Raw genomic sequence first — 16,135 nt, 5'->3', positions numbered from 1 at the left:
CGAAGGCGGCGGGCGAGAGACAAAGCGCCGCCGCAGGCGGCCCCTTCGGATCACGGTTCGCGGAAGGCTTCGCGCGACTTGTAGAGCGGTTTCAGCAGGTATTGCAGGACGGTTTTCTGCCCCGTGTGCAGCTCGGCCTGCGCCTGCATGCCGGGGCGAATTTCCATCGCCACCTGGCGGTCGGTCAGGGCCGACATGTCCACCCGTACCGTGACCTTGTAATGCGGCTCCGATTCGGGGCGGCGCTCGTCCTTGAAGGTATCGGCCGAGATCACCGAAACGCGGCCCTTCAGCGTGCCGTAGATCGTGTAGTCATAGGCGGTCAGCTTGATCGTCGCCTCCTGCCCCGGTCGGATGCCCGCGATGTCCTGCGGCCGCACCTTGGCCTCGACGTACAGGTCTTCGTCGACGGGGATGATCTGCATGATCTCCTCGCCCGGGCGCACGACGCCGCCGATGGTCGTGACCGACAGCTTATTGACGATACCATGCATGGGCGAGGTCAATACCGTCCGGTCCAACTGATCCTGCGAGGCCTTGAGGTTCTGCTGCAGTGTCGCCAGTTCCTTGAGCGTTTCCGAGTATTCCTCGGCCCGGACCAGTTCGGTCTGGGTGACGATCTCGTCATAGGCTTTCTGAGCATCCGCATGCGCCTTGCGGGCCCGGGTCACCTCGATCAGGGCGACCACCTTCTTGTCCAGCAGGTCCTCCATCAGCTTCAGCTCCGAGGCCGCCTGTTCCAGCACCCTGTCCGCGCCCTGCCGTCGTTTGAAGTAGTCCGATTGCCGCGCAGCCAGCAGCGCCTGTTCCGAAGCGACCATCTGCGGTGACCGCTGCGCCAGGTCGCGCGGCACCTCGACCACCGAGGCGCCCTGCAGTTCGGCCTCCAGCCGCAGGCGGCGGATTTCCAGCGCGGTAATCTGGTCCTGCAGGTCATCGACCAAGGATCTGAATTGTGTCCCGTGCAGCCGCGCCAGCACATCGCCACGCAGGACCTCATCGCCTTCCTTGACCATCAGCTCGGACAGGATACCGCCTTCGAGGTTCTGGATGATCTGCGGACGCGAGGACGAGATGATTTCGCCATCGCCCCGGACGATTTCGTCCAGCCAGGCAAAGTTGGCCCAGATGATGAAGGCCCAGACCGACCCGGCGCAAAGCCAGATCGTCAGCGATGGCCCCTTGATGTCCTTCGACAGTTGCGCGGAAAGATTGGTTGCCGTGGTTGCCATTTACGCGCTCCCCGTCTGGACGGTGCGCAGGTGATCCAGCACCTGGTCGCGCGGCCCGTCGATCGCCATGCGGCCATTCGCCAGGATCAACGTGCGCGAGGCGAGGCTGAGGATCGGCACGCGATGCGTCGCGATCACCGCCGTGCGCCCCTCCAGCCAGGACTCCAGCCGCGAGATCAGCGTCTTTTCCAGCGTCTGGTCCAACGCGGCCGTGGGTTCGTCCAGCAGGCAGACATCGGGGTCCTGAAGCCAAAGCCGCGCCCAGCCGATGGATTGACGCTGCCCCACCGACAGGCCCTCGCCGCCGTCACGAATATCGAGGTCCAGCCCCTTGGGATGCGATTTCACGAATTGCCCCAGCCCGGCAAAATCCAGCGCCTCCAGCAGGCGGTCGTCGTCGCGTTCCAGCAGGCTGAGATTGAGGTTGTCGCGCAGCGTGCCGTGAAACAGCCGGACCTCCTGCCCCAGGTAGCCGATGGACCGACGCAGGTCGCGCGGCTCGATCTGGGCCATTTCCGTGCCATCGATCAGGATCTTGCCGCTGGCGGGCGCGTAGAGACCGGACAACAGCTTGAGCAGTGTCGACTTGCCGGACCCGTTGGCGCCCAGTACCGCGATGGTCTGGCCCGGCTGGATCGTCAGCTTGTCCAGGTCCAGCACTGCGGCACTTTCGGGATCGTAGCGATAGCTGGCCTCGCGCAGTTCGTACTGCCCCTGCAGGCGTTCGCGGCGCAGGTAATGGCGGGCCTCGGCGCGGTCCTGGGGCACATTGGCGATCCCGTCCAGCCCGTCGAGCGCCGCCTTGACGTTGCCCCAGCGGGCCAGGATGCCCGCAAGCTGCGTCAGCGGCGCCAGCGTTCGCGACGACAGGATGCCCACCGCGATGATCGAGCCGACGGTGAATTCCCCGGCAAAGACGAGATAAGTTCCGGTGATGACCGCACCGACATAGGTGGCCTGTTGCACCCCCTGGCTCCAGAAGGTCAGCGTGGCGGCCAGACGGCGTTGATCCGAGGATTTCAGCGCCTGAACGGCGGTCAGTTCCTCCCAGACGCGGGCAAAGCGATCCTCGGCACGCTGGGTCTTGATCGTGTCCAGTTCGACCACCGCCTCTTGCAGCAGGCGCGATTGCCGGGCACTGGCGCCCTGCATTTCCTGTGTCAGGCGGATCATGCGTTTCTGAAGGAAGAAACCGGGAATGACCATCAACAGGCCGCCCGCGATCAGGACCCAGACGACGCTGCCCGCGATGGACCAGACAAGCAGGAGAAAGACGAAGATGAAGGGGATGTCCGCCAGCGCCCCCACGGTCGAGGCGGTAAAGAACTCACGCACCGAGCCGAACTCGCGCACGGCGGCAAACAGTTGCGAGGGCGAGCGCCCCGGCAGGTCCGACCGCATCCCCAGCAGGCGGCTCATCAACAGGCCCTGGACGCCCATCTCGATCTGGCGCCCCGCCCCGTCGAGGAGTTGCGAGCGAGAGACCTTGAGCAGGGCCTCCAGCAGCAAAGCGATCACGGCGCCCGCGGCCAGCACCCAGAGCGTCGCCTCGGACTGGTGCGGGATCACCCGATCATAGACCTGTAACGAGAACAGGGCGACCGAAACCGCGAGGATATTCGCCACGAAGGACCCCAGCGCGACCTCGGCGAAATGCTTGCGAAAGCGCGCGAACTGGCCCCAGAACCAATGCGCCTGCCGGTCGGTCGCGGCATGGACCTCGGACAGGGCCTGCACCGGCGCCTCGGCCTGCAGGAGTTGCCCGGCAAAGACCGAGCCGAATTCCCCCAGCGATACCTCGGACCGGCGCGAGGCGGCGGTTTCGTCGTAGATGGTCAGGCTGTGGCCCTCTTGCGAGAGCACCAGCACCGCCTGGCCATTGGTCATCAGTGCCAGCGCGGGCCACAAACCGGGCACAAGGCTGTCCGGCGTTTCGACATGGGCGATCAGCCCGGCGGCCTGCAGGCCCGCCAGCAGCGCCCCGGCATCATAGCTGTCGCCCGATCCGGCACGGGGCGACAGGGCTTCGAGAATGTCCGAGAGCCTGGGCTCGACCCCAAGCCGCCCGGCCAGCACGCGGACCAGCGTGGCTCGGGCGCGGGCGCGGTCGGTATGACGAGGGGCGCGGCGGGCGGCATTGGCGGCGGCCCCGGCGGGCACGGCGCGCAACATCGCCTTGCCGGCCTTCCCCGCCATCTCGAACATGCCCTTGCTCACATCTGCGCCCCTTCGGCCAGGGCCCCGCGCAGGCGGGCCAGTTCCAGTTCGGCGCGCGCGGCCTTGTATTTCAGCTCTATGGCCGTCTCCAGCGCGGCGGCATAGGTCTCGTAGACGCCGACCACGTCCATGACCTGCCTCTGGCCGCCGTCGTACTGGCGCTGGAACAGGTCGAGGTTCTGCTTGGCCTGCCGGGTCAGCAGCTCTGCCTCCTTGGCCTGGCGCGTATAGGCGGCCAGTTGGCTGGACTGGCTGCGGATGGCGCGATCCGCGGTTTCGCGGGCTTCACCGATCCGGCGCTCGGCGGCCTCCTTGCTGGCTTCGATGGCCCGCAGGTCCGACACGGTGCCCAGCGAAAACAGCGAATCCGACCCGACGTCGAGACTGCCCAGCCGCCCGCTGTCACCAACCGAGCCGCTGGCCACGAGACTGGGCAGATGGCTTGCGCGGGCGATTTTCGCCTCGGCCACGGCGATGTCACGTTCGACCTGCGCCCTGAGCACGCCCAGCGCTGCCCCGCCCGAGGCATCGCGCAGCCCACCAAGACCTCGCACCTCTGTCAGCGGGCGCCCCGCCATCGCGTCGAGCTCTTCCAGCGCGGTGCGCGCGGTTTCCAGCGCCTCGCCCCGCCGGGCGCGGATGCTGGCAAGCTTCTGTCGCAGGATATTGAGGTCGGACATGTCCGAGACACCGCCCCGCACCCTTTCGTTCATGATCCACTCGAAATGGGTCATATCCTTGAGCGCCAGTTCCAGGTGCGCGGCCAGTTCGCGGTTTTCCTCGGCCCGGATATAGAGTTTCAGCGCGTCGTCCACGCGGTCGTTGCCGTCTTCGACCAGCTTGACGGCGGCCAGTTCCACATGCGCCTTGGCCAGGTCACGCTCCGCCTTCTTGCGTCCATTGTCGAAGAGCACCTGGTTGATGACCAGGTCGGCCACAAAATCGCCCAGCGAGTTCAACGAAATGCGCGGCCCAATGGCCGGCAGCCAGTTGTATTTGGCCGCATCTGCCCGCAGCTGCGCCACATGCAGTTCCGCAGCCGCCACCCGGTTGTCCGAGGCGATGACCGCGTTTGCGACGCTGGCATAGGGCGTGCCCGGCTCAACCACCGTGTCACGCAGAGACAGGGCATGGATGACAGGTGCGGCCTGCGCGGGATCAGGGCGCGGCGCATTGGCCGCGCGCGCAACGGTTTCCTCCGCTGGCGGATTGGAGCCACCTGCGAAACGGGACACCACGCCCATGTCCTTCATGCAGCCCGAGAGCGCGACCGCCACCACGATCATGCCCAGGCCGTGCCTGCCTATCCTCATGTGTGCCCCCGTCTCGGCGCGATTATGGTTATGAAGCGGGATCCGCGGCCCGGTTCTGCGCCGGGCCTGCGGACGGTCTTGATCGGGTCAGGTGACGCCGTGGATCTGGGTGATGTCATCCTCGATCAGCAGGGTCGCGTCGCCAAGGCTGAAGACGTTGAACCCGTTGCCGTCGTTGCCCTCGGCGGTGGCTCCGGTGATTGTCACGCTGTCGTCAGATCCGCCCCGGATGGTGACCGTGTCGCTGTTCTCCGACAGCGCCTTGATCTGCGCCTCGGTGATGGTGAGGTTGCTGTCCTCGGCGAAGTGCAGGTCGATGGTGTCGATCTGGAAGTCGGACAGGGCCTCTGCGATGTCGTCGGACATCAGCACCGTGTTGGTCAGGGGATCGTCGGTGACGAGGTAGGACCCGGAGGTGTTGCCCGCCGCATCGGTCGAGGCCAGCACCAGGTGCGTGCCATCCGCCACCGACCCGTCGAGGTCGATGTAGGTCTGGCCGATCGCCTCGATATCCGTGCTGGCATCGATGGAAACCGCCGTCACATCCGGCGTTCCCGAAGGATCGCTCAGCTGGCCAAGGAAAACATCGTCCTCGGTGATCTCGGTCCGGATCAGGTCCACCCCGGATCCGTCGCGGCCATAGCCGGTCCAGTTCAGAGTGCCGGGTGCATCGGTATCCACGCTCAGCGTTTCCGTGATGGCGCGGGTGTTGCCCGCGGCGTCCACGGCCTCGATCAGGACCGGGGCAGATAGCGTGCCTGTGGGAATGGCCGAGGACGGTATGTCCACCGACCAATTGCCCGAGGCATCGACCGTGGCCACATGCACCATGCCACCCACGGTAACCGAGACGCTCGACCCCTGCTCGACCACGCCGGTCAGGGTGACGCCCTGGCGGGCCTCTGCCGCGTTGATGACGCCATCCGGCGTGACCGGGTCCGAGGACATGGCCAGCAGGTTGACCTCTGTGTCGATGTCGAAAGCGACCGAGGTCGTTGCCGTGTTGCCCGCCGCATCCGTGGTGTCGATCACCGCAGAGGTGGCCTTTTCTCCGGCGGGAATGTCCCCGGCCTGAAATCCGACGCTCCAGTTGCCGGAGGCATCGACCGTGGCGTCACGGGTGACCCCTTCGAAGGTGACGGAGACGGTGCCGCCCGGCTCTGTCGTGCCGGTCAGGACAAAGCCGTCGCTGGCCTCGTCGGCGTTGATGACATTGTCGCCCTCGACCGGCGCACCGGAGGCGGCAAAGTTCAGCACCTCGGTATCGACCTGGACGCTGTCGGTACGGGTCAGGGTGTTGCCCGCGCTGTCGGTGATGGTGGCGGAAATATCGGCGGTATAGGTGCCCGGTGCGATTTCTCCGGGGGCGAAGTCCAGCGACCAGTTGCCCGAGGGATCGGTCTGCACCGCGTGCGTGACGCCGTTCAGCGTCACGTTCACCACCTGGCCCGGGTCCGAGGTGCCCTTGATCGTCACCCCGTCCGAGGCCTCGACCAGGTTCACCACATCGTCCCCCTCGACCGGGTCGGGGCTGATGGTCAGCGTGCCCGCATCGGTGTCGATGGTGACGGGCTGGGTGATGGTCTCGGTATTGCCGGCCGGATCGGTCGAGACTGCCGTCAGCGTGACGGTCTGCTCGCCGCTGGGCAGCTGCGCGGGGTCAAAGCTGGCGGTCCAGTTGCCGCCCGCGTCCACCGAGGCCTGCACGGTGTGGCCGTTCAGCGTGATGCGCACGCTGCCGCCCGGTTCCGTCGTGCCCGTCAGGACAAGGCCCTGCGCCGCCTCGTCGGCGTTGATGACCGCATCCACCCCGCCCGGGGTGGATGTGATGGCAAAGTTGCGCACGAGTGTATCGACATCGATGCTGCCATTCGCGGTGGCAGTGTTGCCCGCCGGATCGGTCGAGGTCGCGGTGACGTCCAGCGTGCGTTCGCCTGCCGGGATCTCGGCCGCGGCGAAATCGACGGTCCAGCTGCCACTGGCCGCCACGGTGGCTTGGTGAGTCACCGCACCCAGCGTCACCATGACGGTGCTGCCCGGTTCGGCGGTGCCGGTCAGGGTCACGCCGTCGCTGCGTTCGGCGGCATTGACCACGCCGTCGCCCTCGACGCCGCTGGTCATGACCGCGACATTGGTTGTCGTGTCGATGGCGATGGTGCCGGTGGCCGTGACCACATTGCCCGCTCCATCGATGGAGGTCGCCAGAACGTCAAGCGAGGTCTCGCCTTCCGGGATCTCTGTCGCCGGCAGGACTACGGACCAGGTGCCGTCGAAGTTGATCGTCGCGTCATAGGAAGTGCCGTTTACCGTGACGGTGACGGAGGAGCCCGCGCCCGTTGCTTCGGTGTAACCGGTCAACAGCACACCATCGGCACGCTCGGCGGCATTCACCACCCCGTCGCCTTCGACGGAAGCCGTGTAAACCTCGACATGGTTGGTCACGTCGATCTCGAACCCGCCCGAGGCGAAGGCCATGTTGCCCGCCGGGTCGGTCGAGGTGACGGTGGCCAGGACCGCGATGCTGTCGGCCTGCCCCGCATTTGTCGGCAGGACGCTGGCCGGAAAGGGCATGGACCAGGTGCCATCGGCGCCGACGACGGCGGTGGCCGTCTCGCCATACAGTTCCAGTGTGACCGTCGCGCCCGGCTCGCCCGTGCCGGAAAAGGAGATCATGCCCGCGTGTTCGGTGCTGTTGACGATACCGTCCACCGCGATGGTCGAAGTGTCGAGCGTCAGCGCCAGTTCGGTGTCGATATCGACGCTGCCGGTCGCGGTCATGGTATTGCCGGCCAGGTCCGTGGCCGTGGCGCTGATCTCAAGCGCCATCGTGCCGCGCGGCAGGCTGACAGAGGGGATGTCGACCGACCAGCCACCGGTTGCGGTGGCCGTGGTCGTATAGCTTTCGCCATTGGTCGAGACGACAACCGTGGCGCCCGGCTCTGCCGTGCCTGTCACGGCGACACCTGCGTCGGCCTCGCCCGCGTTGATGACCCCATCCCCACCGACAATTGCCGTGTTCACGGTGACGGCGGTCTCGGTGTCCACGTCGAAATCATGGCTCGTCGTGACGACATTGCCCGCCGGGTCGGTCGAGACGATCTGCGCCGTGGCGGAATAGGTGCCTGTGGCCAGGTCTCCCTGGGCGAATGTCACGCTCCAGTTGCCATCGGCATCGGCGGTTGTGCTGTGGGTCACGCCATCGACGGTCACGGTGACGGTCGATCCCGCGTCGGTCGTGCCGGTGAAGGTCACGCCTGCGGCGACCTCTCCCCCGGAAATAACGTTGTCGCCGGTCAACGGCAGGTTGGTCAGCTTGATGGTGTTTTCGGTGTCCACCTGCACCACGTCGTAGACCGTGGTGCTGTTGCCGAAATCATCGGTGGCAACAAGGGTGATGTCCTTGCCGTAGGTGCCCGTAGGGAAGACCGCCGAGGAGAAGTCGAAGAACCAGTTGCCGTTCTCGTCGACAACCGTGGTCTGCGTGGTGTCGTCCACTGTGATCGTGATGGTCGAGCCGGGCTCGCCCTCGCCGGTCACGGTGACACCGTCCTGATGGTCGTCGTCGTTGACGAGATCGCCGGTGGAGACGGTTCCGTCGGTCACGTCGACCGGCGGCGGCGTGGTGTCGATCACGAAAGAGGGACCATCGAGGTAAGTCACGGTCCCGTCCGGGTCCGTGACCTTGACGGGAATGTCCGCATAGCTGCCATCGGGTGGGAAATTGTCACCTTCGAAGACGATCTTCCAGATGCCGTCCTCATCGGCCTCGCCGGTGACGGTGATCCCGCCGATAGTGATCTCGATGATTGAACCGGGGTTGGCCGTGCCGGTGATGGTGAGACTGGGCGTATCGCCGCCGTCGATGGTATAATCCGCGTCCGGGTCATCCACGGTGGGCGGGGTCCAGCCAAGCCCCCCGCCGCCACCGCCGCCGCCACTGTCGCCGTCTCCGCCACCCAGCAGCGCGGCACCGCCCAGCGCGGCCGCGCCCAGGCCTGCGGCGCCGAGGCCACCCATGCCGATCAGGCCAGCGGCCAGCATGCTGACCTCGTTACCCTCGTCCACGGGGACCGGCGCCTCTGCAACAACGGTCGGTTCGTCGATAAAGATGAGCGCGTCTGTCGGGCTCCACTTGCCCCATTCCTCGGTCGGGCCGTACTGGGCAAAAAGCGCCCCGCCCTCGGCCTCGACGAAAGTGACTTCGTTCAAGGTCCCGTAGGCACTCAGATACAGCTTGCCGCCCGCGTCACCGCCGTCGAAGTAATTTTCGAGCACGATCACGCGGCCATCGGCCAGGGTGATCAGCAGGTCATTCGCGGTCCGATCGTAGCCGCGCACATCCGATTGACTGATGTTGAGGGAAATTTCCTGGCCGCCGGTTGCGTCGATCAGGTAACCTTGACCGTCGCTGTTGACTTCACCACGTTCCAAAATGCCCGCACGGGTACGGGTCACGAATTTAATCGCGTTCATAATCACACCGCTCTACCTCTGTGCCCGCCTGATTTTTTGTATGGCGGGCTTGTTATTTCTCATCGCGAAATAACCTAATTTTATCGCTTTCGCTACAGAGAATTTCCCGATTTGCCCGATATGAGGGGGAAACTGCGGCGCCATGCGCCATATCTGCCATGAGCTGTGACAAAAATGTGGCGCCCACCAACAGGGTGCGATTGCGCTTGTCCATCCCTCCTTCCCGGCTGGAAACGGGGTGGACCGGGCGGCGCGCATCTAGGATGGTGCCGACGGCCAGCAAGGAAAGGATGCCCGGTTCTCCACCCTCGGCCAAGGTGGACCCGGCTGCGATACGAGCCAGATGACGCAAGACTTCGATCCCGCACAGACCGATGGCCGCGCTTTCCGCGATGCCCTGGGCCGTTTCGGCACCGGGGTGACAGTTATCACCTGCGCCACGACGACCGGACCGCTTGGCATCACCGCCAACAGCTTTTCCTCGGTTTCCCTGGAACCGCCACTGGTGCTCTGGGCTCCGGCGAAATCCTCGTCGCGTTACCCGTTCTTCATGGCGGCAGATCGGTTCGCGATACATGTCATGGGCGCCGACCAATTCGATCTCTGCCGCGCATTCGCCCGCGACGGCGATGCCTTCGACGCCTTCGACTGGCGCCGGAGCGCGTCAGGTGTCCCCCTGATCGAGGGCTGCCTGGCACGTTTCGAGTGCCGTCAGGTGGCAGCGCATGACGGCGGCGACCACTCGATCCTGCTGGGCCATGTGGAACGGGTCAGCTCCCGCGAAGGTGCTCCGCTCTTGTTTCAGGGCGGGCGCTACGGCAGCTTTTCCGCCGACTGATCGCCCGGAACGCCGCAAGAAACCGCGTTGACGGGAAAATTCGGCGTCACGGCCCGGATCGGGAACGATTTCCGCTACGGAAACCCTTTGTTTCCCCTAGCGAAAGCGGGATCTGGAAATTTCTGTCTTTTCCAAAGCTTGCCAAGTGGCCCCGGATTGCTCACAGTTTTGTTATCCGCTGACGCACTCGGCATTTCAAAAGACAGGTTCGTCATGATCCTCAGATTTTATCGCTCTTTCCCCGGCTTTTGGGCCCCTGCCCTGTTGATCACCCTGGCCACCTTGATGCCCACGCCCTCGCGGGCAGATGCGATCCTGGCGCAGGACTTTCTGGATTTCGACGCCCAGGAGGCCCAGCTTGGCCGCCTGCTGTTCTATGACAAGATCCTGTCCGGCAACCAGAACATCAGCTGCGCGACCTGCCATCACCACAGCCTGCACGGCGCCGACGGCATCAGCCTGGGCATCGGCGAAGGCGGCACCGGGCTGGGCCCCGACCGGACCCCGGGCGAGGGCACCCACCGGATCGCCGAACGGGTGCCCCGCAACGCGCCCGCGCTTTGGAACCTCGGACATAGCGAGGTGCGCGAGATGTTCCATGACGGTCGGGTCGAACGGATCGGCGCAGGCTATGTCGCATTCAAGACACCGGCCAAGGAATACACGCCCGCCGGGCTGAACTCTTTGCTGGCGGCGCAGGCCCTGTTCCCGATCAGCTCTCCGACAGAAATGGCCGGGCACCCGGACGAAAACCCGGTCAGCGCCGCCTTTGCCGAACGCATCGACCTGGGTTGGGCCATGCTGGCCGACCGTGTGCGCGAGGTGCCGGAATACCAGCGCCTGTTCAAGGCAACCTATCCCGATGTGCACGATCCCGACGACATCACCATCGTCGAGATCGTGAATGCCATCGCCGCCTTCATCGGGACCGAATGGCAAAGCCATGACAGCCCCTACGACAAGTGGTTGACCGAGGGCACGCCGCTTTCACCCGAGGCAGAGCGTGGGCGGCAGCTCTTTTTCGGGGACGCGGGCTGTTCCGGCTGCCACAACGGGCCACGCTTTACCGATCAGAATTTCTACGCCGTGGGCATCCCGCAGTTCGGGCCGGGCCGGCCCTTTGGCGAAGACACCATGCCGCATGACCTGGGACGGATGGAAACCACCCGCAACCCAGAGGACGCCTACAAGTTCCGCACGCCCTCGCTGCGCAATGTGGCCCTGACCGCGCCCTATGGGCACAACGGCGCCTATCCCACGCTGCGCGCCATGATCCGCCACATGTGCGACCCGCTGACCGCCCGCAACGAATGGACCCCCGGCATGGCCCGCCTGCCGGACGTGGCCTGGCTGAACGATCGCGACTTCACCCTTGTCGGCGACATGCTGGAAACCGCGCAGCAGGTCGCCTACCTCGATATTTCCCCGGTCGACATGGTCGAGGCGGATATCGACGCGCTCGAGGCCTTTCTGAACGCATTGACCGGCGAAACCGCAGAGAAACGCCCGATGGGCCGGCCAGACACGGTGCCCAGCGGACTGCCGGTGGACTGACGCCCCTTGGCCCCGAATGGACCGCGGTCCATCGACCGCATTCAATCCATGCGGTCGATCAGCTTGCGGATGGCGGGCTCCTTGTGCGGCTTCTTCTGAAGCCGCAGCAACAATTCGGCCAGGTCCCCTTCGTCGACGCGCTGTGCCGCCGCCTTGGGGGTGAACCACTTGCGCTTGCGTTCCTTGCGCTCTTTCCAGTCACGCAGCAGCTTTTCCACAAACATCGGGTAGACCTCGACCGTGCAGGGCACGACGCTGCCATCGTCCATGACCTTGCCATAGCTGTATGTGCCGATCATCTCGGTCCCGACATGGCCCTTAGCGCCCGCCTCTTCCAGTGCCTCGATCTCTGCCGCACGCCAGGGTTTCTTGCCATCCATCTGCCAGCCCTTGGGCATCACCCAGCGTCCGGTATCGCGTGATGTCACCATAAGGACCTTGACCTGGTCCTTGGCGTCCCTGCGCATCGGCAGGGCGGCTATCTGCTCGCCTTGTCCCGGCACGGGTGCCTCCTCCTGAAATACTGGGCGGCCCTGCGTCTCCCCTCGCCGACCGCCCGTCTGAAAAATCCTTCACCCGCAGGCATCGCATCTCGGCGCGCCCGGAACCACCCCTAAAGCAGGGTGAACATATCCTCGGTCAGGCTGTCCACGTCACGATCCATGAGGATGATCCTCACCCCATTGTCGTAAAAGACCGCGTCCTCCCCCTCTTGCGTGACATGGCTCAGCGCCTCGGCGCTGTCAGCATAATCGAACCCGACCAGTTCAATCCTGTCCCAGCTTTCCCAGTCGGTGATCCAGTGCTGCCCGCCCTGTTCGTATTGGAACACGAAGGTGTCCGAAAACAGGCCGCCGGACAGAACCCCGCCGCCGCCTTCGGGGATCAACCGGTCGTCGGCGCCATAGCCAAGCATGAAGTCCAGCAGCGCCGGGCCGGTGTTTTCCACGAATTCCGGGCTGTCCATGAAATGCCGGACCACAGCGACGCGGCTGGCCCCGTCTTCCAGCAGCCCGACCCAGGTCGCAAAACCGCCGGGATCGGGGTTTCGGTCCAGCACGTTGTTGTAAAGTAGAGTCACGAACTCTGCGTCCGTGGTGTCGCCATAGGTGGCCTGGAACTCTGCCGATCCGACGAAGAAGGCGACTGTTCCGCCGAAATCCCAACCGTTGGACAGTTTCTCGACCCAGCCCGAGAAACCACCGTAGTCCGGGTCACGGTCAAAGACCGCGCGATACAGGCGATAGACATCATCCGCCCAGGTTGTCGGATCGTGGAATTCGTCGAAGACCGCCTGCGCCGCCTCCGTGCGGGTCACATGTTCTGGGCTTTCGGCGAAATGCCGGACCACCGCCGTCCGCGACATTCCGGCCTCCATCCGCTCCACCCAGGCCTGGGCATCCTCTTCGGTTGGCACCCGGTTGAAGACGTTGAGATAGAGCAACCCGACAAAATCGAGGTCATCCATGTCGCCGTAGGTGTCGCGAAACTCGCGCGACCCCATGAAAGCTTCGGCGATCGCCTCGTGGGTCATGGCGCCCGACGCCACGCGGGTCAGCCATTCCTGGTGCCCGTTCGCATCCGGCTCTCGTCCGAAAACCGCAAGGTACAGGCGATAGATCTGGGCAGAGATCTCGATCCCGTAAAGGCCACGCTCATCCCCGATCAGGTAGTCGCGATCGAGCCCCCCGCGCAGGACATCGGCCCCTGCCCCGCCGACCAGCACGTCAGTCCCGGCCATACCGGTCACAAGGTCGTCGCCCGCAGCCCCGTTCATGTAATTGCCGGACGCCGAACCGATCAGGTACTCGTCATCGGCATCGCCGAACATGCGCGTGCCTTCGGTGTGATAGTTGTGCTGAACGTAATGCCCCTCTGTCAGGTTGTTGTCGATGATCTCCTCGAACGGTCCTGGCACGATCCACCCGAACAGATAGAGGTCGGCGGTGAATGACCGGAACTGGTCGGGCGAAAACGTGAAGGGATAGATCTGCGCGCCGCCGACCTCTCCTGGCAGAACGGCCACCTCGGCAGCGTCGGGTGACATCCTGTCCTCACCCGAGGCATAGACCCGCAGTTCGAAAGCCTGCATCGGGCGGTCGCCCAGGTTGCCACCGAAGACGACGAAATCAAGCGGCCCAGCCTGGTCCCCCGCCAGGAAGGACAGGTCGACATAGAAATCCGTGATCCGCTGGTCTTCGTGAACCGTCACCTCACGCGGGGTCGAGGCGTTGTTGGTTTCGTCCGACTCGGCGATCTCGTTCTCCGGGTCGGCCAGGAGGGCGATATAGTAGGTTCCCGGCTGCAGGCCCAAGGCATCATAGTCGATCTCGATCGGCGGGCCGGTGAAATGCTCGAAGTGGTAGGTGTCGATGACGTTCTGATAGCCGGTATAGGTCCAGGATCCGATCAGCAGATCATCAACTGTCACCTCTGGGTCGGTCGACAGGTAGATGCCAAAGGTAAAGGGCGGCGCGTCGGCATCCCCCTGGTTCGCGATGGTTCCGCCCGAGTGCAGGAAATCACCGTGAAAGATCATCCCGCCGGTTGGGCCGACCTCTCCCTCGACGGCGACATAGCCATCCGCAAGGACAAGATCGGGCAAGGGCTGAGCGGCTGATTGCATGGCGGCCGTGCCGGCTTTCACCTGCGAAGAGGCCGAAAAAGTGTTACTCATCAGAAGGCTACCAGTGCGACGCAAATTCGCGGGCACGCTAGGTCAAATGTGCGTTCCGGACAACGGCGGAACTGACGCCAAAGTGCGACAGATGGTGCGCTTGGTAGGGTTCGACGTCTGCTATGTCTGGTAGTGGAGAGAGTGGCTGGCATGGGACCTCCCCGCTGCCAGTGCCGCGTTGAGCGGGCTAGGCGGGGGAAGTGGCGGACCGAGGAACCGCCAGAGTTAGGTTGCGACTTTTCGGACCCCGCCGCAATTCGTCGTTTCAATACAGACTTGTACGGAGAAAATTTGCGATTCCAACCCGCCAAACTTTGCAATCCGTCGCAAGAAATCGCACTCTTTTTAGGTGGGTAAGTTGGAGTCGGCCCTTTGCCGCGTGTTGCCAAGGAACTGTCTGCACTAGATGTAAAAAGGTTGCAGCACCCCGGAAGGGGAAGCAACGCGCTCTTTGCCGTGGGTGGGGTATCGGGCCTCAACCTGCAAATCACCCCGAACGGCGGGCGCACATGGCTGCTGCGGGTATCCGTGGGAGGCAAGCGCCGCGAAATCGGCTTGGGCGGCTTTCCCGATGTAACCCTTGCGCAAGCCCGTGAACGCGCACGGGAAGCCAAGGACAAGATCCGGCAGGGCATCGACCCTGTGGAGGAACGCAAGGCAGCGCAGGCCGCACTGGCGGCGGCGCAGCGGCGCGGGCTGACCTTTGCGGATGCAACCGACAAATACCTTGCGGCGAAGCTGGACGCCTTCAAGAACGCCAAGCATCGCCAGCAATGGCAGAACACCTTGCAGACCTACGCCATGCCTGAACTTGGCAAAATGCTGGTGGATGAAATCACGGTGCAGGATGTTTTGCGCGTTCTTGAACCGATCTGGCAGAGCAAGACCGAAACCGCATCCCGCCTGCGCGGACGGATTGAAAGCGTACTGTCATGGGCCACAGTGGCCGGGCACCGCTCTGGCGATAATCCCGCCCGTTGGGCTGGAAACCTCAAAGAGCTTCTGCCCGCCGCCGCGAAGGTGGCGAAACAGGACAATCAACCGGCTGTGCAGATCGACGAAGCGCCGCGCTGGCTTGCAGCGCTGCGAAAACGCGATGGCACGGGCGCACGCGCCTTGGAATTTGCCGCCCTGACCGCTTCCCGCTCCAAAGAGGTGCGCGGCGCTGTCTGGGAGGAAATCGACCTGGACGCGGGGCTTTGGGTCATTCCGGCGGCGCGCATGAAGATGGATCGGGAGCACCGCGTGCCGTTGACGCCCGAGGCCGTGGCGCTCTTGGAGGCTCTGCCGCGTTTCGAGGATAACCCGCTGGTTTTTCCGGCGCCGCGTGGAGGCGAAATGTCCGACATGACCCTGAGCGCGGCCATGAAACGGCTGCACAAGGCTGACGTTGATGCAGGTGGGCCGGGTTTCGTGGACCGGGTAAGCAAACGCCCGGCGGCACCGCACGGGCTGCGCAGCACCTTCCGCGATTGGGTGGCCGAGCGCACGCATTTCCCTGGTGACATGGCCGAGGTGGCCTTGGCGCACAAGGTGAGCAATGCCGTGGAGGCGTCTTACCGGCGCGGGGACATGGTTGAAAAACGCCGTGCGATGATGACGGCTTGGGCAGATTACCTGACCGGGAAGGACCGGGTTGGGGCTGATGTGGTGAGGATTGGCTAGGGTCAGGACCCATTGATTTGGTTGGGCGAGCATGATTCACCGTTCGAAAATGAGCGGTGAACATGTCTGATCTTTTCTGGTTGAGCGATGCGCAGATGGCGCGTCTGGAGCCTTACTTCCCTAAGTCGCACGGCAAGCCCAGGGTTGATGACCGGCGTGTCCTGAG

Annotated in this window: 9 protein-coding genes and 1 pseudogene; 4 read left to right on the top strand and 6 right to left on the bottom strand. The window is 64.5% G+C overall.

What is annotated here, in order from left to right:
• Positions 1-50: 50 nt before the first annotated feature.
• The 4 genes from BLQ71_RS20435 to BLQ71_RS26115 form a co-directional block, all read right to left on the bottom strand.
• Positions 51-1,232 carry an HlyD family type I secretion periplasmic adaptor subunit gene (locus tag BLQ71_RS20435; RefSeq protein WP_074623063.1) on the bottom strand — a complete coding sequence of 394 codons (1,182 nt, stop codon included), beginning with the start codon at positions 1,230-1,232 and terminating at the stop codon, positions 51-53.
• On the bottom strand, positions 1,233-3,428 hold the full coding sequence (locus tag BLQ71_RS20430; RefSeq protein ID WP_074623117.1) for an ATP-binding cassette domain-containing protein: 2,196 nt from the start codon (positions 3,426-3,428) through the stop codon (positions 1,233-1,235).
• Between the two features lie 17 nt (positions 3,429-3,445).
• A complete protein-coding gene (locus BLQ71_RS20425; protein WP_229754942.1) occupies positions 3,446-4,762 on the bottom strand; it encodes a TolC family protein in 1,317 nt (438 codons plus the stop codon).
• Between the two features lie 87 nt (positions 4,763-4,849).
• Positions 4,850-9,235: an Ig-like domain-containing protein gene (locus BLQ71_RS26115; protein ID WP_074623061.1), complete on the bottom strand. Its 4,386-nt coding sequence runs from the start codon at positions 9,233-9,235 to the stop codon at positions 4,850-4,852.
• Positions 9,236-9,578: 343 nt separating this feature from the next.
• Here BLQ71_RS26115 and BLQ71_RS20415 point away from each other — a divergent pair, with 343 nt between their 5' ends.
• Both BLQ71_RS20415 and BLQ71_RS20410 read left to right on the top strand, forming a co-directional pair.
• Positions 9,579-10,073 (top strand): flavin reductase family protein, encoded by a 495-nt coding sequence (locus BLQ71_RS20415; protein ID WP_074623060.1) that lies wholly within the window; start codon positions 9,579-9,581, stop codon positions 10,071-10,073.
• Between the two features lie 213 nt (positions 10,074-10,286).
• A complete protein-coding gene (locus tag BLQ71_RS20410) occupies positions 10,287-11,627 on the top strand; it encodes a cytochrome-c peroxidase (RefSeq protein WP_083342321.1) in 1,341 nt (446 codons plus the stop codon).
• Between the two features lie 41 nt (positions 11,628-11,668).
• Here the strand turns inward: BLQ71_RS20410 and BLQ71_RS20405 are convergent, their stop codons facing one another.
• Positions 11,669-12,130 carry an NUDIX hydrolase gene (locus BLQ71_RS20405; protein WP_043140995.1) on the bottom strand — a complete coding sequence of 154 codons (462 nt, stop codon included), beginning with the start codon at positions 12,128-12,130 and terminating at the stop codon, positions 11,669-11,671.
• Between the two features lie 110 nt (positions 12,131-12,240).
• Entirely contained in the window at positions 12,241-14,304 is a 2,064-nt protein-coding gene (locus BLQ71_RS20400; protein WP_083342320.1) for a DUF4214 domain-containing protein, read from the bottom strand.
• Between the two features lie 372 nt (positions 14,305-14,676).
• On the opposite strand from BLQ71_RS20400, the gene BLQ71_RS20390 reads away from it, so the two are divergent.
• On the top strand, positions 14,677-15,969 hold the full coding sequence (locus tag BLQ71_RS20390) for a tyrosine-type recombinase/integrase (RefSeq protein WP_074623057.1): 1,293 nt from the start codon (positions 14,677-14,679) through the stop codon (positions 15,967-15,969).
• Positions 15,970-16,031: 62 nt separating this feature from the next.
• A pseudogene (locus tag BLQ71_RS26110) lies at positions 16,032-16,135 on the top strand (IS5/IS1182 family transposase); the annotation flags it as partial.

The sequence above is a fragment of the Antarctobacter albus genome (genome assembly GCF_900101505.1).
Classification (GTDB): Bacteria; Pseudomonadota; Alphaproteobacteria; order Rhodobacterales; family Rhodobacteraceae; genus Antarctobacter; species Antarctobacter albus.
This window is presented reverse-complemented; position numbering and strand designations above follow the sequence as displayed.

Coding starts and splice junctions, on each gene's coding strand:
- BLQ71_RS20435 (WP_074623063.1), bottom strand. CDS start 1,232: ATGGCAACCACGGCAACCAATCTTTCCGCGCAACTGTCGAAGGACATC.
- BLQ71_RS20430 (WP_074623117.1), bottom strand. CDS start 3,428: ATGGCGGGGAAGGCCGGCAAGGCGATGTTGCGCGCCGTGCCCGCCGGG.
- BLQ71_RS20425 (WP_229754942.1), bottom strand. CDS start 4,762: ATGAGGATAGGCAGGCACGGCCTGGGCATGATCGTGGTGGCGGTCGCG.
- BLQ71_RS26115 (WP_074623061.1), bottom strand. CDS start 9,235: ATGAACGCGATTAAATTCGTGACCCGTACCCGTGCGGGCATTTTGGAA.
- BLQ71_RS20415 (WP_074623060.1), top strand. CDS start 9,579: ATGACGCAAGACTTCGATCCCGCACAGACCGATGGCCGCGCTTTCCGC.
- BLQ71_RS20410 (WP_083342321.1), top strand. CDS start 10,287: ATGATCCTCAGATTTTATCGCTCTTTCCCCGGCTTTTGGGCCCCTGCC.
- BLQ71_RS20400 (WP_083342320.1), bottom strand. CDS start 14,304: ATGAGTAACACTTTTTCGGCCTCTTCGCAGGTGAAAGCCGGCACGGCC.